Origin of the sequence: Klebsiella sp. BIGb0138 (assembly GCF_004342285.1) — a bacterium.
GTDB lineage: Bacteria > Pseudomonadota > Gammaproteobacteria > Enterobacterales > Enterobacteriaceae > Klebsiella.
This window is the reverse complement of the sequence record NZ_SMCV01000005.1, coordinates 105524-128839: the sequence shown is the minus strand read 5'-3', so window position 1 is coordinate 128839 and position 23316 is coordinate 105524. Positions and strand designations below refer to the sequence as shown.

Genomic DNA, 23316 nt, shown 5'->3' with positions numbered 1-23316 from the left:
GGATTGCACCAAAAAATGAAACCGCCGCCCTTTGGGTTCTCTGGAGTAAGAAATGAAAAAATTAGAAGATGTTGGTGTACTGGTCGCACGCATTCTGATGCCAATCCTGTTTATCACTGCAGGTTGGGGCAAAATCACCGGTTATGCGGGTACTCAACAATATATGGAAGCCATGGGCGTACCGGGTGCATTACTGCCGCTTACCATTCTGCTGGAGTTCGGCGGCGGTCTGGCTATCCTGTTCGGTTTCCTGACGCGTACCACCGCGCTGTTCACCGCCGGCTTCACCCTGCTGACCGCGTTCCTGTTCCACAGCAACTTTGCTGAAGGCGTGAACTCGCTGATGTTTATGAAAAACCTGACCATCGCAGGCGGCTTCCTGCTGCTGGCTATCACCGGCCCGGGCGCATTCAGCATCGACCGCGTGCTGAATAAAAAGTGGTAAGCACACTATACTGAGTGAAGTGTAAAGCGAGGAGAAATCTCCTCGCTTTTGCTATCTAAAGTCTGAAGGAGGAAAGAATGGGACAACTAATCGACGGCGTCTGGCACGATACCTGGTATGACACCAAATCCACCGGAGGACGTTTCAAGCGTTCCGCTTCGGCCTTCCGTAACTGGCTGACCGCCGATGGCGCGCCTGGTCTCAGCGGTGAAGGCGGCTTTGCCGCAGAGAAAGACCGCTACCATCTGTACGTTTCCCTCGCCTGCCCGTGGGCGCATCGCACGCTTATCCTGCGTAAGCTGAAAGGGCTGGATCCCTTTATTTCCGTGTCGGTCGTTCATCCGCTGATGCTGGAAAACGGCTGGACCTTCGACGACGATTTCCCCGAGGCGACCGGGGATACGCTGTATCAACACGAATTCCTCTATCAGCTCTACCTGCACGCCGATCCACACTATACCGGGCGGGTTACGGTGCCGGTATTATGGGATAAAAAGCAGCACACCATCGTCAGCAACGAATCGGCTGAAATCATCCGCATGTTCAATACCGCCTTCGATGGGCTGGGGGCGACGGCCGGGGATTACTACCCGCCAGCGCTGCGCGAGAAAATTGACGAACTGAACGGCTGGATCTACGACAACGTCAATAACGGCGTCTATAAAGCCGGGTTCGCCACCAGCCAGCAGGCTTATGATGAAGCCGTTGCTGCGGTATTCGCCTCGCTGGAACGCCTGGAGCAGATTCTTGCCCGACAGCGCTACCTGACGGGTAGCCAGCTGACCGAAGCAGATATTCGCCTGTGGACCACCCTTGTGCGTTTCGACCCGGTCTACGTGACCCACTTTAAATGCGACAAACGGCGCATCAGCGATTATCCCAATCTGTACGGTTTCCTGCGCGATATCTACCAGATACCGGGTATTGCGGAGACGGTGAGTTTTGCTCATATCCGCAATCACTACTATCGCAGCCATAAAACCATTAACCCCACCGGGATTATCTCTATCGGCCCGCAGCAGGATCTCAGCGAGCCACACGGCCGGGATCTTCTTTTCCGCTAAGCGATCGGGCGCCCCCTGCGGCGCCTGATATTTCAGTTCCTGAATATTTACCCGTCTTTCATTCACGTCTATTCTTATTACGATCGCTTTAAAAACAAGTGATTGACCGTTAATTGAGGCGTAAAAATGGACTGGTATTTAAACGTACTAAAAAACTATATTGGATTTGGCGGCCGCGCACGCCGGAAAGAGTACTGGATGTTTATTCTGGTCAACCTCATCCTGACCGGCGTACTCAGCATCATCGACAGGATGCTGGGCTGGCAACGCGCAGGCGGTGAAGGCATCCTGACGACGATTTATGGCGTGCTGGTGTTTTTACCGTGGTGGGCGTTGCAGTTTCGTCGTTTGCACGATACGGATCGCTCGGCGTGGTGGCTGTTGCTGCTGCTGATCCCGGTGATTGGCTGGCTGGTGATCCTGATCTTCAATTGCCAGAATGGAACGCCCGGAAGCAACCGCTTCGGCGCGGATCCAAAAACCGTCTCCTGATGCAGGATGCGCTCCTCCCGCGGAAGGAGCGCATCGCGGATTTACTTCCCGGCGAACAGCTTCGGAATCTCGCGCAGACACCAGGACTTCGCTTCGCCCATGCTATCGCGGCGCCAGGCCATGATGATGTCGATCTCATTGGTGTATTCCGGGCTGACCACCCGTAAGCGCCCTTCCGCAATATCCTTTTCCACCAGCGGATAGGGCATGGTCGCAACCCCCAGCCCCGCCAGCAGCGCCTGGCGCTTATCCTCAATCGTACTGACCGTTAACCGCGGCTGTTTATCGAGCAGCTGTACCGTCAGCACCGGACGTTCGCGGGCGGTATCCGCCACCGCCACGCCGCGATATTTTACTCGCGTCACTTCAGACAGCGGTTCCGGCTCCTGATGAATAGGATGATCCGGCGCGGCGACATACACGTTCAGCACCGAATAGAGCTTGCGGGAGTTAATTTCTGACGATGAACGAAAATGCATATCCGGCGCGACGACAATATCCGCCCGCCCCTGCTCCAGCCGCTCCCACGCCCCGGCCAGCACTTCGGTAATAACCGACAGCTGGGTATTCGATTTGGTCGCCAGTTTTTCAATCAGCGGGAAAAAATCCTGGGTTGGCACCAGCGCCTCTGTCACGATGGTCAGATGCGTTTCCCAGCCGCGCGAGAGTGCTTCGGCATCGGTCGTAAGCTTGTCGGCCGCTTCCAGCAGCACGCGTCCGCGCTCGAGCAGCATCCGTCCAACGTTGGTGAATTTTGTCCGATGACCTGAGCGGTCAAACAGCACCACATCCAGCTCCTCTTCCAGCTTTTGCATGGTGTAGCTGAGGGCTGAAGGTACCCGTCCGAGCTCGTCGGCCGCAGCAGCAAAGCTCCCACGCCGGTCGATAGCGTCCATTACGCGTAACGCTTCCAGCGTTAATGCTCTCTCTTTAGCCATAGCAGTCTCATTCAGGAAATTTGAACATACCAGGCAGAATATCTGGCTAACAATACAGCGTCCATACCTTTACCATTGATTTAGTGTAAAGAGAGGTCAAGAAAATGATTACTACCCGAACAGCCAAACAATGCGGACAAGCAGATTTCGGCTGGCTGCAGGCCCGCTACACCTTTTCCTTTGGACACTACTTTGACCCGAAACTGTTAGGCTACGCGTCTTTACGCGTGCTCAACCAGGAAGTTCTGGCACCAGGCGCGTCGTTTCAACCGCGTACCTACCCGAAAGTCGATATTCTGAACCTGATTCTGGAAGGGGAAGCGGAGTATCGCGACAGTGACGGCAATCATGTGCAGGCAAAGGCCGGTGAAGCGCTACTGATAGCCACTCAGCCAGGGGTGAGTTACAGCGAGCACAACCTGAGTAAAGAGGGGTCGTTGACCCGGATGCAGCTATGGCTGGATGCCTGCCCGCAGCGGGAAAATCCGCTGGTGCAGAAGATGACGATCGCCGGCGTCCCGCAACAGCTGCTCGCCTCACCGGACGGAGTACAGAACAGTTTGCAGCTGCGTCAGCAGGTCTGGATCCACCACCTCGCTCTCGCCAAAGGCGAGCGGATCGATGTACGGCTTCACGGGCCGCGCGCCTATCTGCAATCCATCCACGGGACGGTGCATGCCGTCGCCCATGAGGAAGAAAAACAGGCGCTGACCTGCGGCGATGGCGCGTTTATTCGTGACGAAGCTAACATTACCCTCGTCGCCGATACGCCATTGCGCGCTTTGCTGATAGATTTACCGGTGTAATAACGGAAGTTATGGAGTTTGTCAGTGAGTAAGCATAAGAAGAAAGTCACGAAAGCCGTACCGTCGCCGCAACCTCTGTTACCAGAGCCGTCAAACGTGCTCAGCTTCGGCTACGAAGAGATGCTCAGCGAGCTGGAAGCCATTGTCGCAGAAGCCGAAACGCGGATTCAGGACGAAGAAAACGCCGCCTGAACGACCACCTTCCGCAATAGCAAAACCCCCATACAGTTCGCACTGTATGGGGGTTTCCGCAATAGTTGAAGCTGACCGTTAAGCCGGGTTCTGTCGTGGACAGTCATTCATCTAGGCCAGCAATCGCTCACTGGCTCAAGCAGCCTACCCGGGTTCAGTACGGGCCGTACCTTGTGAACCCCTATTTGGCCTTGCTCCGGGTGGAGTTTACCGTGCCGCGAACTGTTACCAGACGCGCGGTGCGCTCTTACCGCACCCTTTCACCCTTACCTGATCCCGCTTGCGCGGGCCATCGGCGGTTTGCTCTCTGTTGCACTGGTCGTAGGCTTGCGCCTCCCAGGCGTTACCTGGCACCCTGCCCTATGGAGCCCGGACTTTCCTCCCCTCCGCCCGTCTCCCCCGAAGAGGACGACGACGAAGCGGCGACTGCCTGGTCAGCTTCGGCGCGAAGTATAAAAGGTTTGCCGCCGGTTGTCATCCTTCCATCGCAATCCCGACCTGCAAAGTGGCGGCAATATTGCGTGAGGCGCGGTAGATATTGTCCGACGCGCCGCAAAACGCCTCCTCCAGAGTCGTCACGCTGCTCAGCACGCTGAACACCGCATCAATACCATATTGATGAACCACGTCCACATCGCGAGTCAGGCTACCGGCAATCCCAATCACCGGCTTATGAAACTTTTTCGCCACGCTCGCCACGCCAACCGGCACTTTACCGTTGATGCTCTGGCTATCCAGCCGACCTTCTCCGGTCACCACCAGAGAGCAGTCGAGGATATGCTCTTCCAGATTCAGCGCCTGGGTCACAATTTCAATCCCGCTGCGTAATTCAGCATTAAGAAACGCCATCAGTGCCGCCCCCATGCCGCCAGCTGCCCCTGCCCCCGCCACCTGTTTGACATCCACGCGCAGGGTACGTTTAATGACGTCCGCGTAGTGTTCAAGGTTGCGATCCAGCTCGAAAATCATTGCCTCCGTCGCCCCTTTTTGTGGGCCGAAAATACGCGAGGCCCCCACGGCTCCGGTCAACGGATTGGTGACGTCACAGGCCACGCGGATCGTACACTCACGCAGCCGAACATCCAGCCCGGAGAGATCGATGCTATTCAGGCTGGCCAGGCTGCCGCCGCCGTAACCGATATCTACGCCGTTCGCATCCTGGAGCCGCGCGCCTAATGCCTGCACCATGCCGGCTCCGCCATCGTTGGTGGCGCTGCCGCCGATACCAATAATGATGTTTTTCGCACCATGATCCAGCGCCTGGAGAATCAGCTCGCCGGTACCGCGCGAGGTTGTCAGCAGCGGGTTACGCTGCGCGAGGGGAACCAGGCCCAGCCCGCTCGCCGCCGCCATCTCAATAAATGCGGTGTGGCCATCGCCGGACATGCCCCAGCTGGCGAGCACCTTCTCCCCCAGCGGCCCGGTCACCAGAGCGCGATACTCACAACCCTGCGTGGCCGCAATCATCGCCTCAACGGTGCCTTCGCCGCCGTCGGCGACCGGAACAGAAACATATTCCGCATTGGGGAAAATTTCCCGAAATCCTTTTTCTATCGCCTGAGCTACCTCGACGGCAGAAAGGCTTTCTTTATAAGAGTCTGGGGCGATTACGATTTTCATAATTATGTAGCCTGACAGTGCCGCGCAAGGCAAGAAGTACAGGGCGCGTTACCGCGCCCTTCTTGTTAGCGAGTGACTTCCACTTTCGCCAGTTTTTCGTAGTAGCACGCTAGCGCGCTATGGTCGGCGGTGCCCAGACCATCGGCACGCAGGGCCTGCATCATCTCCATTACCGCAGCCGTCAACGGCAGCTGAGCCCCGACGCCGTGGGAAGTATCCAGCGCATTCGCCAGGTCTTTAATGTGCAGGTCGATACGGAATCCCGGCTTAAAGTTGCGATCCATCACCATCGGCGCTTTGGCATCCAGCACGGTGCTTCCCGCCAGACCGCCGCGAATCGCCTGATACACCAGCTCCGGGTTAACGCCGGCTTTCGTTGCCAGTGTCAGCGCTTCCGACATGGCGGCAATATTCAGCGCGACGATCACCTGGTTAGCCAGCTTGGTGACGTTGCCGGCACCAACTTCACCGGTGTGCACCACCGAGCCGGCCATGCTCTTCATCAGGTCATAGTATTTGTCGAAAATAGCCTTATCGCCGCCGACCATCACAGACAGAGTGCCGTCGATCGCTTTAGGCTCGCCGCCGCTGACCGGGGCGTCCAGCATATCCACGCCTTTCGCTTTTAGCGCGTCGCTGATTTCACGGCTGGCCAGCGGTGCGATAGAACTCATATCAATCAGCACGGCACCCGGTCTGGCGCCTTCAATAATGCCGTTTTCACCCAACGCCACCTCTTTCACATGCGGGGAGTTGGGCAGCATGGTGATGATCACGTCGCACTGCTCGGCAACCGCCTTCGCCGTTAACGCCGTTTCCGCACCGGCCGCAATCACTTCAGCAACGGCTTCAGGATTACGGTCGGAGACCACCAGCGAGTAACCGGCTTTGAGCAAGTTTTTACTCATGGGTTTGCCCATGATGCCAAGGCCAATAAAACCAACTTTCATCGTCATAACGTTCTCTCTCTTTCAACCCTGGAGGTTATTTTTTAAAAGCATCCGCCAGTTTCTGCGTGGCGGAGCGGAAAACGCCCAAATCGCTACCGACGGCAACAAAGGTCGCGCCCCATTCAAGATAGCGACGTGCATCCGCGTCTACCGGTGCAAGGATGCCGCTCGGTTTACCGTGGAGTTTCGCCCGCGCAAAAATATGCTTAATCGCCTGCTGGACCTCAGGATGGGAAGCATTTCCCAGGTGCCCTAACGCCGCGGCTAAATCGCTGGGACCGACGAAGATGCCGTCGATGCCGTCAGTCGCCGCAATAGCATCGACGTTATCCACGCCCTGCTGGCTTTCAATCTGCACGAGGATGGTGATGTTTTTGTTCGATTGGGCAAAATAATCCGCCACGGTGCCAAACATATTCGCGCGGTGCGACACGGAAACGCCGCGGATGCCTTCCGGCGGATAACGGGTGGAAGCAACGGCGTTAACCGCCTCTTCTTCGGTCTCAACAAAGGGGATCAGGAAGTTGTAAAAACCGATATCCAGCAGACGCTTAATGATCACCGGTTCGTTGGTTGGCACGCGTACCACCGGCGCGCTGGAGCAGCCTTTCAGCGCCATCAGCTGTGGAATAAACGTCGAAATATCGTTTGGCGCATGTTCGCCATCCAGCACCAGCCAGTCGAAACCCGCCAGACCTAATACTTCGGTGCTAATCGGACTGGCCAGCGCCGACCAGCAGCCAATCTGTACCTGGTGTGCCGCCAGCGCGGCCTTAAATTTGTTCGGGAAGATGTCGTTATTCATCGCTTCAACCTTTCACTTAACCGTTAATTATTTAGCTATCTTTATACGTTGATCCGCCACCCAGCAAATATGAGTAATATTCACGTTCGGCTACCGTGCGTTTTTCTGCAAACGCATCCGGTATGATTTATTTATTCCAGGCGTGCAAAAAGGTATTTTTATTATTTTTCGGCAGATATTCCTTATGCTGACCTCGAATAGTCATGCTTTAATAACGCATCAGACATCATGAAATCGTCATTCAGTATAAACAGCCGCCATCGGCTGTGCATTGTGCAAAAGCACAATTAATTAATTAAATTCAAATATTAATTAAAGCAACTGCCTACTACGCTGGGCGCTGATGCACATATTTACGCTTTAGTCCCGGCCGCTCGCTGTCCATCACAATAATGAGTGATATTGATCACACTCTGAATCTCCGACTCCTGACATGCTTATTCCATAACATCTAACAGGTATTTGTATAATTAGATTTAACCTACCTGAATTACCATATTATTATCACCACCTTGCTGGAGCTTGCTGGACAATGGTCGATATTGAAATGAGACAAAAATCGCCTGCGGCATTTTATATAAAGGTGCACGATAGCGATAATGTGGCCATTATTGTCAATGATAATGGTCTGAAAGCCGGGAGTCGCTTCCCGGACGGACTGGAGCTGATTGAACATATTCCTCAGGGTCATAAAGTCGCCCTGGTGGATATTCCCGCGCACGCTGAAATCGTGCGCTATGGCGAAGTCATTGGCTATGCCGTTCGCGATATCGCACGCGGCAGCTGGATTGACGAGTCAACGGTTGAACTTCCCAGCGCGCCGCCGCTTAACACCCTGCCGCTGGCGACGAAAGTCCCTGAGCCTCTCCCGGCCCTCAACGGCTATACCTTTGAAGGGTATCGTAACGCGGACGGCAGCGTCGGCACTAAAAACCTGCTCGGCATCACCACCAGCGTGCATTGCGTGGCGGGAGTGGTGGATTACGTGGTGAAGATCATCGAGCGCGATCTGCTGCCAAAGTACCCGAATGTCGATGGCGTGGTCGGCCTTAACCATCTGTATGGCTGCGGCGTGGCGATCAACGCCCCGGCCGCCGTGGTGCCGATCCGCACTATCCACAATCTGTCGCTGAACCCGAATTTCGGCGGCGAAGTCATGGTGGTCGGCCTCGGCTGTGAAAAGCTTCAGCCGGAACGCCTGCTGCAGGGCACGGAGGATGTCGAGCCTATTGCCGTCGACGGCGCCAGCATTGTGCGTCTGCAGGATGAGCGGCACGTCGGCTTCCAGTCGATGATCGACGATATTCTGCAGGTGGCGGAACGCCATCTGGCAAAACTCAATGCCCGCCAGCGTGAAACCTGCCCGGCTTCCGAGCTGGTTGTCGGTATGCAATGCGGCGGCAGCGATGCCTTTTCCGGCGTAACCGCCAACCCGGCGGTTGGCTATGCCTCCGATCTGTTAGTCCGCTGCGGCGCGACGGTGATGTTTTCCGAGGTCACAGAAGTACGCGACGCCATCCATCTGCTCACCCCGCGGGCGGTGGACGAAGAGGTAGGCAGGCGCCTGCTCGAAGAGATGGCGTGGTATGACAATTATCTTGCTATGGGTCAGACCGATCGCAGCGCCAACCCCTCGCCGGGCAATAAAAAGGGCGGCCTGGCCAACGTGGTTGAAAAAGCGCTTGGCTCAATCGCCAAATCGGGCAACAGCGCGATCGTCGAGGTGCTCTCCCCGGGCCAGCGCCCCACCAAACGCGGGCTGATCTTCGCCGCCACGCCGGCCAGCGATTTTGTCTGCGGGACCCAGCAGGTCGCCTCGGGGATTACGGTCCAGGTCTTTACCACCGGGCGCGGGACGCCATATGGTCTGGTGGCGGTCCCGGTCATTAAGATGGCGACCCGAACCGAGCTGGCGAACCGTTGGTATGACTTAATGGACATCAACGCCGGGACCATTGCGACGGGGGAAGAGACCATCGAAGAGGTCGGCCTGAAGCTGTTTGAGTTTATCCTTGACGTCGCCAGCGGCCGCAAAAAAACCTTTTCAGATAGATGGGGGCTGCATAACCAGCTGGCGGTATTTAACCCGGCGCCGGTAACCTGATTTTCCTTAGGCGAGGCGATGCCGGAAATTGCCCCCTCTCCTGTATGGAGAGGGGCCGATAAAAAGACATTTACCCTTTAACCAGCCGCACATCAATGCCACTCCTGCGCAACCCTTCGAGGCTTTCGGTCGGGATCCCGTCATCAACGATGATCATATCGATCCTCTGGGTATCGATGATCTTGTGCAGGCTCGAACGATTAAATTTGGTTGAATCGGTAACGACAATGATCCGTTCCGCCACTTCGCACATCCGACGGTTCAGACGCGCTTCATCTTCGTTATGGGTACTCACGCCGCGATCAAGATCGATCGCATCGACGCCGAGAAAAAGCATATCAAAGTGGTAATTCTGTAAAGATTGTTCCGCCTGATCGCCATAGAACGACTGCGACTGACGGCGCAGATGGCCCCCGGTCATCAGCAGCTCCACCCCTTCGGCATCCAGTAACGCATTCGCCACATTCATCCCGTTGGTCATCGCGATGACATCGCTATGCTGGCGCAGCATACGGGCAATTTCAAAGGTCGTTGTGCCGGAGTCGAGAATAATGCGATGTCCCGGCTGAATCAGCTCTACCGCCGCTTGCGCGATGCTGCGCTTCACTGCGGTATTGAGCGCGCTTTTATCTTCCACTGAAGGCTCAGGGGCGGGCAGTGTACCGTCACAGATCAACGCGCCGCCATAAGCGCGAACGGCGATCCCCTGTTTTTCAAGGAAAGCCAGATCGTTGCGAATAGTCACCGTAGAGACGCCATATAAAAGCGCCAGATCGTTCACCTGTACGCTTCCCAACTGCCGCAACCGCTGGATAATTTGCTCACGCCTCTCGCTGGTGCCGCTGATGCGCTTATCTGCAGAAGAGTCGGTATCGCTCATAAGAATTCCTTTTGTTGAATCTTTCGTTTCATTTCGTTTGGCCTATTAACACCTTTCTTTTAGCGGAATGCAAGCCCCAGGGCGCATGACAGAGGCCGCTCTGCCGCCGCTGAAACCTTTCATTATGTTTCTTTTGTGAAACAGATCGGAAAACTATTATCTTTCGTTTTATTTTTACATCACCATGATGCAGTATTAAATGAAACAAAACGAAAGATTAATATCATTACCATCCGAAATGGAGAGGAAAGTGAAACATCTTACTGAAATGGTGGAACAGCATAAACAAGGGAATACAAACGGAATTTATGCCGTCTGTTCCGCGCATCCACTGGTACTTGAAGCCGCCATTCGCTACGCTCGGGCGCAGCGGACGCCGTTGCTGATTGAAGCCACCTCCAACCAGGTGGATCAGTTCGGCGGCTACACCGGCATGACGCCAGCCGATTTTCGCGGTTTTGTCTGCCAGCTCGCCGATGCGCTCGATTTTCCACAGTCGCAGCTGATCCTCGGGGGAGATCATCTCGGCCCCAACCGCTGGCAAAACCTGCCCGCCTCTCAGGCGATGACGAATGCCGATGCATTAATCAAAAGCTATGTCGCAGCCGGCTTTAAGAAGATCCACCTCGATTGCAGCATGTCCTGCAAAGACGATCCGCTGCCGTTAAGCGACGGGATCGTCGCGGAACGCGCCGCACGACTGGCAAAGATCGCCGAAGAGACCTGCCGTGAGCACTTTGGCGAATCCGATCTGGTGTATGTTATCGGCACCGAAGTCCCCATCCCCGGCGGCGCCCATGAAACGCTCACCGAACTGCAGGTCACCACTCCTGATGCAGCGCGCGCCACGCTGGAGGCGCATCGTCATGCCTTTGAAAAACAGGGTCTGACCGACATCTGGCCGCGCATTATCGGCCTGGTGGTACAGCCTGGCGTCGAATTCGATCACGCCCATATTATCGACTACCAACCGCAGCAAACCGCCGCGCTCAGCGCCATGGTTGAAGCTTATGACACGCTGGTATTTGAAGCCCACTCTACCGACTACCAGACGCCGCAGGCGCTGCGTAAACTGGTGGAACATCACTTCGCCATTCTCAAAGTCGGCCCGGCGCTCACCTTCGCGCTGCGCGAAGCGCTGTTCTCGCTGGCGGCAATAGAGGAAGAACTGCTGCCCGCAAAAGCGTGTTCCGGCCTGCGCCACGTGCTGGAAAACGTGATGCTCGATCGTCCGGAGTACTGGCAAAATCACTATCACGGCGATGGCAACGCGCGGCGTCTGGCACGCGGCTACAGCTACTCTGACCGCGTTCGCTACTACTGGCCAGACAGCCAAATCGATGAGGCCTTTGCCCGGTTGGTGCGTAACCTGGCGGACTTGCCTATTCCGCTGCCGCTCATCAGCCAGTATATGCCCTTGCAGTACATTAAAGTTCGCGAGGGCGATCTCAAGGCGGCGCCGCGGGAACTTATCATCGACCACATTCAGGACATACTTCAGCAGTACCACGCCGCCAGTAAAGGCGTTACGTCCCAAAACGCATAACAACAAAGAGGAAAACGCGATGCCCAATATTGTCTTAAGCCGTATCGATGAACGTTTGATCCACGGTCAGGTAGGGGTCCAGTGGGTCGGATTTGCGGGGGCGAACCTGGTGCTGGTCGCCAATGATGAGGTGGCAGAAGATTCGGTGCAGCAAAACCTGATGGAGATGGTGCTGGCAGAAGGGATCGCCGTACGCTTCTGGTCGCTGCAAAAAACGATCGACACTATCCACCGCGCCGCGGATCGGCAAAAAATTCTACTGGTCTGTAAAACGCCCGCGGACTTTCTCAGGCTGGTCGAAGGCGGCGTCCCGGTCACGCGCATCAACGTAGGAAATATGCACTATGCCAATGGCAAACAACACATTGCCAAAACGGTTTCTGTAGACGCTAACGATATTGCTGCGTTTAACGGCCTGAAAGCCGCCGGGGTGGAATGTTTCGTCCAGGGCGTTCCGACAGAACCCGCTTTGGATCTCTTTAAACTACTCTGAGGGATTCATAATGGAAATCAGTCTATTACAGGCCTTTGCATTAGGTATTCTTGCCTTTATCGCCGGTCTGGATATGTTCAACGGGTTAACCCATATGCATCGCCCGGTGGTCCTTGGCCCGCTGGTCGGGCTGATTCTGGGCGATCTGCATACCGGTATTTTAACCGGCGGCACGCTGGAGCTGGTCTGGATGGGGCTGGCCCCTCTGGCGGGCGCTCAGCCGCCAAATGTGATTATCGGCACCATCGTCGGCACCACCTTTGCCATTACCACCGGCGTGAAACCTGATGTCGCCGTCGGCGTCGCCGTCCCTTTCGCCGTCGCGGTACAAATGGGGATCACCTTCCTGTTCTCGGTGATGTCCGGCGTGATGTCCCGCTGCGATCGTATGGCGGCAAATGCTGATACCAACGGTATTGAGCGGGTTAACTATCTTGCCCTGCTGGCGTTAGGGATCTTCTATTTTCTCTGTGCCTTCCTGCCGATCTATTTCGGTGCGGAGCATGCGAAAACCGCCATTGATGTCCTACCGGAGCGCCTGATTGACGGCCTCGGCGTAGCGGGCGGCATCATGCCGGCAATCGGCTTTGCCGTCCTGCTGAAAATCATGATGAAAAACGTCTATATCCCCTATTTTATCATCGGGTTTGTCGCCGCAGCCTGGCTGAAGCTCCCGGTGCTGGCCATTGCCGCCGCGGCGTTGGCGATGGCGCTGATTGATCTGCTGCGTAAATCTCCAGAACCGGCTGCACCGACGGCCCAGAAAGAGGAATTCGAAGATGGCATCTAATCAAACCACTCTGCCAGGCGTCGCTACCCCCGAAGAGACGCTGCTTTCCGGCGTCAATGAAAACGTCTACGAAGACCAGACTCTCGGCGCAGAGCTGACGAAAAAAGATATTAACCGCGTCGCCTGGCGCTCCATGCTTTTGCAGGCCTCGTTCAACTACGAACGTATGCAGGCGTCCGGCTGGTTGTACGGTCTGCTGCCAGCGCTGAAAAAGATCCACACCAACAAGCGCGACCTGGCACGCGCCATGAAAGGTCATATGGGGTTCTTCAACACCCATCCGTTTCTGGTGACCTTTGTTATCGGCATTATCCTCGCTATGGAGCGGTCCAAGCAGGACGTCAACAGTATCCAGAGCACCAAAATTGCCGTCGGCGCGCCGCTTGGCGGGATTGGCGACGCCATGTTCTGGCTAACGCTGCTGCCGATTTGCGGCGGCATTGGCGCCAGCCTCGCGCTGCAAGGTTCGATCCTCGGCGCGGTGGTGTTTATCGTACTGTTTAACGTGGTACATCTCGGGCTGCGCTTCGGCCTCGCGCACTACGCTTATCGCATGGGCGTCGCGGCGATACCGCTGATTAAGGCCAATACCAGAAAAGTGGGGCACGCGGCGTCTATCGTCGGGATGACGGTGATTGGCGCGCTGGTGGCAACCTATGTGCGCCTCAACACCACGCTTGAGATCACCGCAGGCGATGCGGTAGTCAAATTGCAAACCGATGTTATCGATAAGCTGATGCCGGCGTTTCTGCCGCTGGTGTATACCCTGACAATGTTCTGGCTGGTACGCCGCGGCTGGAGCCCGCTGCGTCTCATCGCGCTCACCGTCGTACTGGGCGTGGTGGGCAAATTCTGCCACTTCCTGTAAATACAAAGAGGTATTCGATGTTAGGCATTATTTTGACGGGTCACGGTGGTTTTGCCAGCGGTATGGCAATGGCGATGAAACAGATACTCGGTGAACAGTCACAGTTTATCGCCATCGACTTTCCGGAAACATCGACCACCGCGCTGCTCACCTCTCAGCTTGAGCAGGCGGTAAGCAAACTGGACGCTGAAGACGATATCGTTTTTCTCACCGACCTGCTGGGCGGGACGCCATTTCGCGTGGCCTCGACGCTGGCGATGCAAAAGCCAGGGCGTGAAGTCATCACCGGCACCAATCTGCAACTGCTGCTGGAAATGGTACTGGAACGCGAGGGTCTGAACAGCGAGACGTTTCGCCTGCAGGCGCTGGAGTGCGGGCATCGCGGGTTAACCAGTCTGGTCGATGAGCTGGCGCGCTGCCGTGAAGAAAAATCCGTTGAGGAAGGGATATGACGCATATTCTGCGTGCCAGGCGCGTGCTGACCGAAGAGGGCTGGCTTGCCGATCGTCAGCTTCGTATGGAAGCAGGCGTCATCGTCGCGATCGAACCGGTTCCCGCTGGCGTGACCGCGCGCGACGCCGAGCTGCTTTGTCCGGCTTACATTGATGTTCATGTCCATGGTGGCGCGGGGATCGATGTGATGGATGAAGCGCCGGATGCGCTCGACAGTCTGGCAATGTACAAAGCGCGCGAGGGGGTGGGAGCCTGGCTGCCCACCACCGTCACCGCGCCGTTGAAAAGCATCCATGGCGCGCTGGAAAGAATCGCCCGGCGCACGCTATCCGGCGGTCCCGGCGCGCTGGTGCTGGGCAGTTACCTGGAAGGGCCCTACTTTACCCCGCAGAATAAAGGCGCCCATCCGGCTGAACTGTTTCGTGAGCTAGATACCAACGAGCTGGATACTTTAATTGCCCGCTCGCGACAAACATTGCGGGTGGTCGCGCTGGCGCCGGAAAAACCGGGTGCCATAGCGGCGATTCATCATCTTAAACGAAAGGGCGTGCGGGTCATGCTGGGCCATAGCGCAGCGACCTATGCGCAAACCTGCGCCGCATTCGATGCCGGAGCTGACGGGCTGGTGCATTGCTACAACGGGATGAGCGGGTTGCATCACCGGGAACCGGGCATGGTCGGCGCCGGATTCACTACGCCGCAGGCCTGGCTGGAGCTTATCGCCGACGGGCATCATGTCCATCCCGCCGCCATGCGTCTGTGTAGCTGCTGTGCCGGGCAACGCCTTGTTCTGATCACCGATGCGATGCAGGCAGCCGGTATGCCCGATGGCCGCTATTCTCTGTGCGGTGAAGAGGTGGCGATGCACGGCGGTATTGTCCGCACCGCCTCCGGTAGCCTGGCGGGCAGTACGCTGTCGCTTGATGCGGCCGTTCGCAACATGGTGGCACTGGCAGGAGTGGCGCCGGAAGATGCCATTCATATGGCATCGCTTCACCCTGCCCGCCTGCTGGGTATCGACGATCGGCTAGGATCGCTACGGACAGGAAAATGCGCGAACGTTATTGCGCTGGACGACAGGCTACAGCTTCAGCAGATCTGGATTCAGGGCCAGGCTCTCCCCCTTTAGCCCTTTCACTATGTATCATGTTGGCCTTCGGTCTCGCCCCGCAAGGCCTTTCTTTTCCTTTCTTAAATCACGTTAAACAACACGTCACCTCAAATAAAAAATATATAAATCAATAAAATAAATAAACCTGTCGCTCTTTGATCACAGTTTTCGTTTTATTTCTTGTTTCTTTGATTGAACTTTCGATTTCTTTCCTATAAATTTTATCTAACTGATTACGTGAAAAAGTGAAACGAAACGAAAGATAGCGACAATTTTGCCAGCGTCTGATGTGGAATTCACACGACTAAGGACTGAGTTATGCCTGAAACCTATACCGCTACCTCCGCCACGACCGGCACCTGGACAGAAGCAGAGATCCGTCAGCAGCCCGCCAGCTGGATCCGCTCGCTCAACAACATCGACAATATGCGTTCGGCGATCGATAACTTCCTCGCGCCATTGCTGTGCAAAAACGATCTACGCATTGTGCTGACGGGCGCAGGGACCTCCGCCTTTATCGGCGAGATCATCTCTCCCTGGCTGTCGCGCCAGACCGGCAAAAACATCTGCGCCGTGCCGACGACCGACCTGGTCACCAATCCTATGGACTACCTGAACGCCGCGCACCCGCTGCTGCTGGTCTCCTTTGCCCGCTCCGGCAATAGCCCGGAGAGCGTCGCCGCCGTTGAGCTGGCCAACCAGTTCGTACCGGAATGCTATCACCTGTCGATCACCTGTAATGAAGCCGGCAGCCTGTACCAAAACGCGATCAACAGCGATAACGCCTTTGCGCTATTGATGCCGGCAGAAACACATGACCGCGGCTTTGCAATGACCAGCAGTATTACCACCATGATGGCGAGCTGCCTGGCGGTGTTCGCGCCTGCTGCGATCAACAGCAAAACCTTCCGCGACGTGGCGGATCGCTGTCAGACGATCCTCACGTCGCTCGGGGATTTTAGCGATGGCGTATTTGGTCATGCGCCGTGGAAACGGATCGTCTATCTCGGCAGCGGCGGGTTACAAGGCGCGGCACGCGAATCGGCCCTGAAGGTGCTGGAGCTGACCGCCGGTAAGCTGGCGGCGTTTTATGACTCGCCAACCGGCTTTCGCCACGGGCCGAAATCCCTGGTGGATAGCGCGACGCTGGTCGTGGTGTTTGTCTCCAGCCACCCGTATACGCGCCAGTACGACCTCGATCTGCTGGCAGAACTGCGTCGCGACCAACAGGCAATGCGCGTGGTAGCGATTGCCGCCGAAACCGATGCCGTTGTCGAAGCCGGTCCGCACATCCTGCTCCCGTCTGCCCGCGCCTTTATCGATGTCGAGCAGGCTTTCTGCTTCCTGATGTATGCCCAGGTGTTCGCGCTCACGCAATCCATCGGCATGGGTAATACCCCGGATACCCCTTCCGCCAGCGGTACGGTCAACCGCGTGGTGCAAGGTGTTGTCATTCACCCCTGGAATGCTTAAGAGGATCGCATCATGAGCATCATTTCCACGAAATATCTTCTGCTGGATGCCCAGGCAAAAGGCTATGCGGTACCTGCATTTAACATTCATAACGCCGAGACGATCCAGGCGATCCTCGAGGTCTGCGGCGAAATGCGATCGCCGGTGATCCTCGCCGGTACCCCGGGTACCTTTAAACATATTGCGCTGGAGGAGATCTACGCTTTATGCAGCGCTTACTCCACCAGCTATGAGATGCCGCTGGCGCTGCATCTCGATCATCATGAATCGCTGACAGATATTATCCATAAAGTGAACGCCGGCGTTCGCAGTGCGATGATCGATGGCAGCCACTTCCCGTTTGCCGAGAATGTCAGCCTGGTGAAATCGGTCGTGGATTTTTGCCACGCGCGTGATTGCAGCGTAGAGGCTGAACTCGGTCGCCTGGGCGGGGTGGAAGATGATATGAGCGTTGATGCTGAAAGCGCTTTTCTGACCGACCCACAGGAGGCCAAACGCTTTGTCGAACTGACCGGCGTTGACAGCCTGGCGGTGGCTATCGGCACCGCGCACGGACTCTATACCAAAACGCCGAAAATTGATTTCCGCCGCCTGGCGGAGATCCGCGAAGTCGTCGATGTGCCCCTGGTGCTGCACGGCGCGAGCGATGTGCCTGACGACTACGTACGCCGTACAATCGAGCTCGGGGTATGCAAAGTCAACGTCGCCACCGAGCTGAAAATCGCTTTTGCCGCAGCGGTCAAAAAATGGTTCGCCGACAACCCGCAGGGTAACGATCCCCGCTATTACATGCGCGTCGGCATGGACGCGATGCAAGAGGTGGTGCGAAGCAAAATCACCATTTGCGGCTCGGCAAACCGTCTGCTGCCCGCTGAAGCCTGATCGCCATTTTACGCCCGCTCCACAGCGTTATTCGCGGCAGGATAACGCTGACAACCGCTGATAAAACAAAAATAAAGGACCTCTGCCCCATGAACAAAGCGCTCAATATTTCGTTGCTCGCCCTCTTTATCTCTCATAGTGCCTTTGCGGCGGATTATGCACTGAATAACGACAATATGGCTTTCTCGTTCGATGATGCCAGCTCTGCTGTGGTGGTTAAAGATACGCGCTCCAGCCATCAGCTGTCGCCGCAGGAGCCGTTCTTTCTGACGCTGCCGGATGAGACCGTCATTCATACGGCCGACTTTAAAATCAAACAGGTCGAGAAAAAAGAGAATGCGCTGGTGGTGGAATATACCCATCCTGATTTCAACGTAACCATGACGCTGAGTCTGCTGAAGGGTAAGTACGCCAGTATTGATTACGCCATTGCCGCCGTCGGTAAAGCGCAGAAGGTCGCGAAAATCACCTTCTTCCCCACCAAAAAGCAGTCGCAGGCCCCCTACGTCGATGGCGCAATTAATAGCTCGCCGATTATTGCCGACGTCTTTTTCATGTTACCGGACAAACCCATCGTCAACACCTACGCCTATGAAGGCACCACGAACCTCAACGTCGAGCTCAAAACCCCCATTCAGCCGGAAACTCCGGTCAGCTACACCACCTGGTTCGGAACCGTGGCGGAAACCAGCCAGCTACGCCGCAGCGTAAACCAGTTTATCGATGCCGTGCGTCCACGCCCGTACAAACCGTACCTGCATTACAACAGCTGGATGGATATCGGCTTCTTTACCACCTACACCGAGCAGGACGTGCTGGGACGCATGGATGAATGGAATAAAGCGTTTATTACCGGCCGCGGCGTGCCTCTTGATGCCTTCCTGCTGGATGACGGCTGGGACGACCGTACCGGAAGGTGGCTATTTGGTCCGGCGTTCAGCCACGGTTTCGCTAAGGTCAAAGAGAAGGCAGATAGCCTGCATAGCTCGGTTGGTTTATGGCTCTCGCCATGGGGTGGTTACAATAAACCGCGCGATATCCGCGTTTCACATGCCAAAGAGTATGGCTTCGAAACGGTCGACGGAAAATTCGCCCTCTCCGGGCCAAATTATTTCAAAAACTTCAATGAACAAATCGCGAAGCTGATTAAGAATGAGCACATCACCTCCTTCAAACTGGACGGGATGGGTAACGCCAACTCGCATATCAAAGGCAGCCGGTTCGCCTCCGATTTTGATGCTTCCATCGCCCTGCTGCACAACATGCGCAGCGCCAATCCGAATCTGTTTATCAACCTGACGACCGGCACCGATGCCAGCCCGTCGTGGCTGTTCTATGCCGATTCTATCTGGCGCCAGGGCGATGATATCAACCTGTATGGCCCCGGCACGCCGGTACAGCAGTGGATGACCTACCGCGATGCGGAAACCTACCGTTCAATTGTAAGAAAGGGTCCGCTATTCCCACTTAATTCATTGATGTATCACGGGATTGTTAGTGCAGAGAATGCCTATTACGGTCTGGAAAAAGTGCAGACGGACGGTGATTTTGCCGATCAGGTATGGAGCTATTTCGCCACCGGAACCCAGCTACAGGAGCTCTACATCACGCCATCGATGTTGAACAACGCCAAATGGGACGTCCTGGCACAGGCGGCAAAATGGTCACGAGAAAATGCGCATGTGCTGGTGGATACCCACTGGGTCGGCGGTGACCCTACGGCGCTTGAGGTATATGGCTGGGCATCCTGGAACAAAGACAAGGCTATCCTGGGCCTACGTAACCCTTCTGATAAGCCACAAAGCTACTATCTGAATCTGACGAAGGACTTCGAAATCCCTCAGGGGGAAGCGACCCATTTCGCGATGAAAGCCGTCTATGGCCGTAACTCAACGGTACCGGAGAATTACAAAGACGCCGTAGTGATTACGCTGCAACCGCTACAAACGCTGGTCTTTGAAGCAACGCCGATGAAATAAGTGACACGGCCCGGTTTCACCGGGCCACTCGCTTATCCCTGCTGCTCGAGCGCGTACTTGTACAGGGCATTTTTCTTCACCCCGTGAATTTCTGCGGCCAACGCGGCGGCTTTTTTCAGCGGCAGCTCCGCCTGCAGTAAAGCCAGCGTGCGTAACGCGTCTGCGGGAAGGGCTTCCTCCTGGGCTTTAAATCCCTCGACAATCAGCACCATCTCGCCTTTACGCCGGTTCTCGTCCTCTTTCACCCACGCCAGCAGTTCGCCTATCGGTGCGCCGTGAATAGATTCCCAGGTTTTGGTCAGCTCGCGCGCCAGCACCACGTAGCGGGATGCACCCAGCACCGTACAGATGTCTTCCAGGCTTTCCAGCAGACGGTGGGTTGATTCGTAAAAAATCAGCGTCCTCGGCTCTTCTTCCAGCGCCTTCAGCGTGTCGCGGCGTCCTTTCGCTTTTGCCGGCAGGAACCCTTCATAGCAAAAACGATCGGAAGGCAACCCCGCCGCGCTCAGTGCCGCAATTGCCGCGCAAGGCCCTGGCAGCGGCACCACGCGAATATTCGCCTCACGACAGGCCCGCACCAGGTGATAGCCCGGATCGTTGATAAGCGGGGTACCGGCGTCAGAGACCAGAGCGATGCTTTGCCCCTCTTTTAATTTCGCCAGAAGTGTTTCGGCTTTTTGCTGTTCATTATGGTCATGCAGCGCAAATAAACGGGCGTTAATCGCAAAATGCTGGAGCAGCAAGCCGGTATGGCGGGTATCTTCCGCAGCAATCAAATCAACGGTTTGCAACACTTCCAGGGCGCGCTGCGTGATATCAGACAGATTTCCTATCGGAGTGGGCACAATATAGAGCTGCCCCTGAGAATTATCTGCTGATTCGTGTTGTTTCATTGTCTCGTCCGTATTGCCGAATTAATATTGAGCATTGAGCCAAAAAAATATCACTGGATACATATGGTACCGTCAACATTTCTTCGTTCTAAACCCGCGCGTTGTCTGCCCGTACTGCTGGCTGCTCTGATCTTTGCTGGCTGCGGCACCCATACCCCGGACCAAAGCACGGCGTTTTTACAGGGTACGGCACAGGCAGACTCCAGTTACTACCTACAGCAAATGCAGCAAAGCACGAATGATAGCAAGACCAACTGGCAATTACTCGCCATTCGTGCACTGCTCCAGGAAGGCAAAAAGCCGCAGGCCATCGACCTGTTCAATCAGCTGCCGTCTAACCTGAACAAAACCCAGGCCCGCGAGCAGTCTCTGCTGGCGGTAGAGGTGAAGCTGGCGCAGAACGATTTCCAGGGCGCTCAGGCTCTGCTGAATAAGCTTGATCCTGCCAGTTTTGAGCAGAATCAGCAGCCACGCTACTGGCAGGCGCAAATCGATGCCAGCCAGGGCCGCCCGTCAATAACGCTGCTGCGCGCCCTTATCGCCCAACAGCCGCTGCTGGGCCAGCCGAAACAGCAGCAACAGAATATCGACGCGACGTGGAAAGCGCTCACCGCCATGACCCAGGAGCAGGCCAACGCGCTGGTCATCAATGCCGATGAAAACGTGCTGCAAGGCTGGCTGGATCTGCAGCGTATGTGGTTCGACAACCGTAACGATCCCGCCCTGCTGAAAGCCGCGGTAAAAGACTGGCAGACCCGCTACCCGCAAAATCCGGGGGCCAAAATGCTGCCAACGGCGCTAGTGAATATGCAAAATTATAAACCGGCATCGGCCAATAAAATCGCCCTGCTGCTGCCATTAAACGGTCAGGCGGCGGTATTTGGCCGGACGATTCAGCAAGGTTTTGAAGCGGCGAAAAACGGCGCGCCTGCCGTTGCCGGTAGCGCCGTTCCTGTTCAGGTCGCCCAGGCGGCTAACGTTGTCAGTAACGACGTGGTGAGCCCCTCACAGGCTGAAGTAGGCGATCTGACCTCGGCCAATGCCGCACAGGCGCCGGTGCAGACCCCTGCGGCCGAACGCGTTCCGACAGCGGTTACCGCACCAGCGGAAACTCAGGCCGCGACAACGCCGGATCCGGCCGCCGCCAGCGACAGCGCAGCGACAACCGCGCAACCACCGGTGACCGCGCCGCAGGCTCAAACGGTGGCCGCTACGCCGGCAAACCCCGCTGCGGAACTGAAAATCTACGACACCACCACGCAGCCGATGAGCCAGCTGTTAGCGCAGGTACAACAGGACGGGGCGACTATCGTCGTTGGCCCGCTGCTCAAAGATAACGTCGAGGATGTCATCAAGAGCAATACTTCGCTAAACGTCCTGGCGCTGAACCAGCCGGAGAAAGTTGAGAACCGCGCCAATATTTGCTATTTCGCCCTGTCGCCAGAAGACGAAGCGCGCGATGCGGCGCACCACATTCACGAGCAAGGCAAACAAACGCCGCTGCTGCTGGCGCCTCGCGGGACGCTCGGCGATCGCGTGGTTAGCGCCTTTGCCAACGAGTGGTTAAAGCTGGGCGGCGGTACCGTTTTGCAGCAGCGTTTCGGCTCCACTTCTGAGCTGAGATCCAGCGTCAACAGCGGCATCTCCTTGACCGGCACCCCGGTCTCTACGCTGCCGTCCGCGCAGGCCCAGGATAGCGTCTCCGGTAATCAGGAAGATGCCCCCATCAGCAGCGCAGGTAGCGTCGATGCGGCCTGGATCCTCGCCACCCCGGAGCAGATTGCCTACATCAAACCGATGATTGCCCTACGCAACGGGAGCCAAAGCAATGTCACCCTGTATGCCAGTTCCCGGAGTGCCCAGGGTACCTCAGGTCCGGATTTTCGTCTGGAGATGGAAGGGTTACAGTATAGCGAGATCCCGATGCTGGCCGGCAGCAACCCGGCGCTGATGCAGCAGGCGCTGTCCGCCGTACGTAACGATTATTCGCTGGCGCGCCTGTATGCGATGGGCGCCGATGCCTGGTCACTGGCCAACCATTTCTCCCAGATGCGCCAGACCCCGGGCTTTGCGCTGAACGGTAATACCGGCGATCTGACGGCCACGCAGGACTGCGTGATCAACAGGAAAATGTCATGGCTCAAGTACCAGCACGGACAGATCGTCGCAGCCAACTAACCAAACAGACCGGCGACGCCTGGGAAGCCCAGGCTCGTCGCTGGCTGGAGAGCCAGCGGCTGCATTTTATCGCCGCCAACGTCCGTGAGCGGGGCGGCGAAATTGACCTCATCATGCGCGACGGCGCGGTAACCGTCTTTGTGGAAGTGCGCTATCGTCGCAGCGCAAACTATGGTGATGCCGCGGCCAGCGTCACGTTGAAAAAGCAACAACGCCTCCTCCACGCCGCTCGTCTGTGGCTCTCCCGACATAATGGGAGCTTTGACACTGTGGATTGCCGTTTCGATGTGGTAGCCTTCACCGGAAACGACATCCAATGGCTGAAAAACGCCTTTGGCGAATAGCGTAAATGAA

23 protein-coding genes and 1 other RNA gene are annotated in these 23316 nt (G+C 56.3%); 17 read left to right on the top strand and 7 right to left on the bottom strand.

The features are described 5' to 3' along the window. Positions 1–52 precede the first annotated feature (52 nt). From EDF73_RS13310 to EDF73_RS13300, 3 genes are all read left to right on the top strand, one after another. Entirely contained in the window at positions 53–445 is a 393-nt protein-coding gene (locus EDF73_RS13310; protein WP_004867955.1) for a DoxX family protein, read from the top strand. Between the two features lie 77 nt (positions 446–522). Beyond that, positions 523–1509 (top strand): glutathione S-transferase family protein, encoded by a 987-nt coding sequence (locus EDF73_RS13305; protein ID WP_132729593.1) that lies wholly within the window; start codon positions 523–525, stop codon positions 1507–1509. Between the two features lie 126 nt (positions 1510–1635). Further along, positions 1636–2001 carry a DUF805 domain-containing protein gene (locus tag EDF73_RS13300; protein ID WP_132729592.1) on the top strand — a complete coding sequence of 122 codons (366 nt, stop codon included), beginning with the start codon at positions 1636–1638 and terminating at the stop codon, positions 1999–2001. 41 nt (positions 2002–2042) lie between these two features. Here the strand turns inward: EDF73_RS13300 and yhaJ are convergent, their stop codons facing one another. Further along, entirely contained in the window at positions 2043–2939 is an 897-nt protein-coding gene (gene yhaJ, locus EDF73_RS13295) for a DNA-binding transcriptional regulator YhaJ (protein ID WP_132729591.1), read from the bottom strand. Between the two features lie 104 nt (positions 2940–3043). On the opposite strand from yhaJ, the gene EDF73_RS13290 reads away from it, so the two are divergent. Together EDF73_RS13290 and EDF73_RS27425 are read left to right on the top strand one after the other, a co-directional pair. Further along, entirely contained in the window at positions 3044–3745 is a 702-nt protein-coding gene (locus tag EDF73_RS13290; RefSeq protein WP_132729590.1) for a pirin family protein, read from the top strand. 24 nt (positions 3746–3769) lie between these two features. Beyond that, entirely contained in the window at positions 3770–3937 is a 168-nt protein-coding gene (locus EDF73_RS27425) for a hypothetical protein (RefSeq protein WP_165905716.1), read from the top strand. A 63-nt stretch (positions 3938–4000) separates the two neighbouring features. Here the strand turns inward: EDF73_RS27425 and rnpB are convergent. From rnpB to garL, 4 genes are all read right to left on the bottom strand, one after another. Further along, positions 4001–4379: RNase P RNA component class A (gene rnpB, locus EDF73_RS13285), an RNA gene on the bottom strand. 32 nt (positions 4380–4411) lie between these two features. Further along, complete coding sequence (gene garK, locus EDF73_RS13280; protein ID WP_132729589.1) at positions 4412–5557, bottom strand: glycerate 2-kinase; 1146 nt, start codon at positions 5555–5557, stop codon at positions 4412–4414. 65 nt (positions 5558–5622) lie between these two features. After that, the gene (gene garR / locus EDF73_RS13275; RefSeq protein ID WP_132729588.1) at positions 5623–6513 is read right to left on the bottom strand and encodes a 2-hydroxy-3-oxopropionate reductase; all 891 of its coding nucleotides are present in this window, start codon (positions 6511–6513) and stop codon (positions 5623–5625) included. Positions 6514–6541: 28 nt separating this feature from the next. Then, positions 6542–7312 carry a 2-dehydro-3-deoxyglucarate aldolase gene (gene garL / locus EDF73_RS13270; RefSeq protein ID WP_132729587.1) on the bottom strand — a complete coding sequence of 257 codons (771 nt, stop codon included), beginning with the start codon at positions 7310–7312 and terminating at the stop codon, positions 6542–6544. Between the two features lie 532 nt (positions 7313–7844). Between garL and garD the strand changes: the two genes are divergently transcribed. Next, positions 7845–9416 carry a galactarate dehydratase gene (gene garD / locus EDF73_RS13265; protein WP_132729586.1) on the top strand — a complete coding sequence of 524 codons (1572 nt, stop codon included), beginning with the start codon at positions 7845–7847 and terminating at the stop codon, positions 9414–9416. Positions 9417–9486: 70 nt separating this feature from the next. Here the strand turns inward: garD and EDF73_RS13260 are convergent, their stop codons facing one another. Further along, on the bottom strand, positions 9487–10296 hold the full coding sequence (locus tag EDF73_RS13260) for a DeoR family transcriptional regulator (RefSeq protein ID WP_132729585.1): 810 nt from the start codon (positions 10294–10296) through the stop codon (positions 9487–9489). 250 nt (positions 10297–10546) lie between these two features. On the opposite strand from EDF73_RS13260, the gene kbaZ reads away from it, so the two are divergent. The 9 genes from kbaZ to EDF73_RS13215 all read left to right on the top strand — a co-directional run bounded on the left by kbaZ (position 10547) and on the right by EDF73_RS13215 (position 19891). Continuing rightward, complete coding sequence (gene kbaZ / locus EDF73_RS13255; protein ID WP_243655215.1) at positions 10547–11842, top strand: tagatose-bisphosphate aldolase subunit KbaZ; 1296 nt, start codon at positions 10547–10549, stop codon at positions 11840–11842. Positions 11843–11861: 19 nt separating this feature from the next. Further along, positions 11862–12335 (top strand): PTS N-acetylgalactosamine transporter subunit IIB, encoded by a 474-nt coding sequence (gene agaV, locus EDF73_RS13250; protein WP_132729584.1) that lies wholly within the window; start codon positions 11862–11864, stop codon positions 12333–12335. A 10-nt stretch (positions 12336–12345) separates the two neighbouring features. Beyond that, on the top strand, positions 12346–13125 hold the full coding sequence (agaW, locus tag EDF73_RS13245) for a PTS N-acetylgalactosamine transporter subunit IIC (protein ID WP_132729583.1): 780 nt from the start codon (positions 12346–12348) through the stop codon (positions 13123–13125). After that, positions 13115–13993 (top strand): PTS N-acetylgalactosamine transporter subunit IID, encoded by an 879-nt coding sequence (gene agaE / locus EDF73_RS13240; protein ID WP_132729582.1) that lies wholly within the window; start codon positions 13115–13117, stop codon positions 13991–13993. Before agaW ends, agaE begins: the two co-directional genes overlap by 11 nt. Before the next feature lie 17 nt (positions 13994–14010). After that, the gene (agaF, locus tag EDF73_RS13235; RefSeq protein WP_132729581.1) at positions 14011–14445 is read left to right on the top strand and encodes a PTS galactosamine/N-acetylgalactosamine transporter subunit IIA; all 435 of its coding nucleotides are present in this window, start codon (positions 14011–14013) and stop codon (positions 14443–14445) included. After that, positions 14442–15575 (top strand): N-acetylglucosamine-6-phosphate deacetylase, encoded by a 1134-nt coding sequence (gene nagA / locus EDF73_RS13230; protein ID WP_132729580.1) that lies wholly within the window; start codon positions 14442–14444, stop codon positions 15573–15575. The genes agaF and nagA overlap by 4 nt, the downstream gene beginning before the upstream one ends. A 300-nt stretch (positions 15576–15875) precedes the next feature. Then, positions 15876–17030 carry an SIS domain-containing protein gene (locus tag EDF73_RS13225; RefSeq protein WP_132729579.1) on the top strand — a complete coding sequence of 385 codons (1155 nt, stop codon included), beginning with the start codon at positions 15876–15878 and terminating at the stop codon, positions 17028–17030. Positions 17031–17042: 12 nt separating this feature from the next. Beyond that, a complete protein-coding gene (gene kbaY, locus EDF73_RS13220) occupies positions 17043–17912 on the top strand; it encodes a tagatose-bisphosphate aldolase subunit KbaY (protein WP_132729578.1) in 870 nt (289 codons plus the stop codon). Positions 17913–18001: 89 nt separating this feature from the next. Then, positions 18002–19891 carry an enterotoxin gene (locus EDF73_RS13215; RefSeq protein WP_132729577.1) on the top strand — a complete coding sequence of 630 codons (1890 nt, stop codon included), beginning with the start codon at positions 18002–18004 and terminating at the stop codon, positions 19889–19891. Positions 19892–19923: 32 nt separating this feature from the next. Here the strand turns inward: EDF73_RS13215 and rsmI are convergent, their stop codons facing one another. Continuing rightward, positions 19924–20784 carry a 16S rRNA (cytidine(1402)-2'-O)-methyltransferase gene (gene rsmI, locus EDF73_RS13210; protein WP_132729576.1) on the bottom strand — a complete coding sequence of 287 codons (861 nt, stop codon included), beginning with the start codon at positions 20782–20784 and terminating at the stop codon, positions 19924–19926. Between the two features lie 63 nt (positions 20785–20847). Here rsmI and EDF73_RS13205 point away from each other — a divergent pair, with 63 nt between their 5' ends. Together EDF73_RS13205 and EDF73_RS13200 are read left to right on the top strand one after the other, a co-directional pair. Next, the gene (locus EDF73_RS13205; RefSeq protein ID WP_132729575.1) at positions 20848–22962 is read left to right on the top strand and encodes a penicillin-binding protein activator; all 2115 of its coding nucleotides are present in this window, start codon (positions 20848–20850) and stop codon (positions 22960–22962) included. Continuing rightward, a complete protein-coding gene (locus EDF73_RS13200) occupies positions 22920–23306 on the top strand; it encodes a YraN family protein (protein WP_132729574.1) in 387 nt (128 codons plus the stop codon). Before EDF73_RS13205 ends, EDF73_RS13200 begins: the two co-directional genes overlap by 43 nt. Positions 23307–23316: the final 10 nt, after the last annotated feature.

Bases quoted from the DNA above. Each gene is read 5' to 3' on its own strand.
- EDF73_RS13310 (WP_004867955.1), top strand. From the start codon at position 53: ATGAAAAAATTAGAAGATGTTGGTGTACTGGTCGCACGCATTCTGATG.
- EDF73_RS13305 (WP_132729593.1), top strand. From the start codon at position 523: ATGGGACAACTAATCGACGGCGTCTGGCACGATACCTGGTATGACACC.
- EDF73_RS13300 (WP_132729592.1), top strand. From the start codon at position 1,636: ATGGACTGGTATTTAAACGTACTAAAAAACTATATTGGATTTGGCGGC.
- yhaJ (WP_132729591.1), bottom strand. From the start codon at position 2,939: ATGGCTAAAGAGAGAGCATTAACGCTGGAAGCGTTACGCGTAATGGAC.
- EDF73_RS13290 (WP_132729590.1), top strand. From the start codon at position 3,044: ATGATTACTACCCGAACAGCCAAACAATGCGGACAAGCAGATTTCGGC.
- garK (WP_132729589.1), bottom strand. From the start codon at position 5,557: ATGAAAATCGTAATCGCCCCAGACTCTTATAAAGAAAGCCTTTCTGCC.
- garR (WP_132729588.1), bottom strand. From the start codon at position 6,513: ATGACGATGAAAGTTGGTTTTATTGGCCTTGGCATCATGGGCAAACCC.
- garL (WP_132729587.1), bottom strand. From the start codon at position 7,312: ATGAATAACGACATCTTCCCGAACAAATTTAAGGCCGCGCTGGCGGCA.
- garD (WP_132729586.1), top strand. From the start codon at position 7,845: ATGGTCGATATTGAAATGAGACAAAAATCGCCTGCGGCATTTTATATA.
- EDF73_RS13260 (WP_132729585.1), bottom strand. From the start codon at position 10,296: ATGAGCGATACCGACTCTTCTGCAGATAAGCGCATCAGCGGCACCAGC.
- agaV (WP_132729584.1), top strand. From the start codon at position 11,862: ATGCCCAATATTGTCTTAAGCCGTATCGATGAACGTTTGATCCACGGT.
- agaW (WP_132729583.1), top strand. From the start codon at position 12,346: ATGGAAATCAGTCTATTACAGGCCTTTGCATTAGGTATTCTTGCCTTT.
- agaE (WP_132729582.1), top strand. From the start codon at position 13,115: ATGGCATCTAATCAAACCACTCTGCCAGGCGTCGCTACCCCCGAAGAG.
- agaF (WP_132729581.1), top strand. From the start codon at position 14,011: ATGTTAGGCATTATTTTGACGGGTCACGGTGGTTTTGCCAGCGGTATG.
- nagA (WP_132729580.1), top strand. From the start codon at position 14,442: ATGACGCATATTCTGCGTGCCAGGCGCGTGCTGACCGAAGAGGGCTGG.
- EDF73_RS13225 (WP_132729579.1), top strand. From the start codon at position 15,876: ATGCCTGAAACCTATACCGCTACCTCCGCCACGACCGGCACCTGGACA.
- kbaY (WP_132729578.1), top strand. From the start codon at position 17,043: ATGAGCATCATTTCCACGAAATATCTTCTGCTGGATGCCCAGGCAAAA.
- EDF73_RS13215 (WP_132729577.1), top strand. From the start codon at position 18,002: ATGAACAAAGCGCTCAATATTTCGTTGCTCGCCCTCTTTATCTCTCAT.
- rsmI (WP_132729576.1), bottom strand. From the start codon at position 20,784: ATGAAACAACACGAATCAGCAGATAATTCTCAGGGGCAGCTCTATATT.
- EDF73_RS13205 (WP_132729575.1), top strand. From the start codon at position 20,848: ATGGTACCGTCAACATTTCTTCGTTCTAAACCCGCGCGTTGTCTGCCC.
- EDF73_RS13200 (WP_132729574.1), top strand. From the start codon at position 22,920: ATGGCTCAAGTACCAGCACGGACAGATCGTCGCAGCCAACTAACCAAA.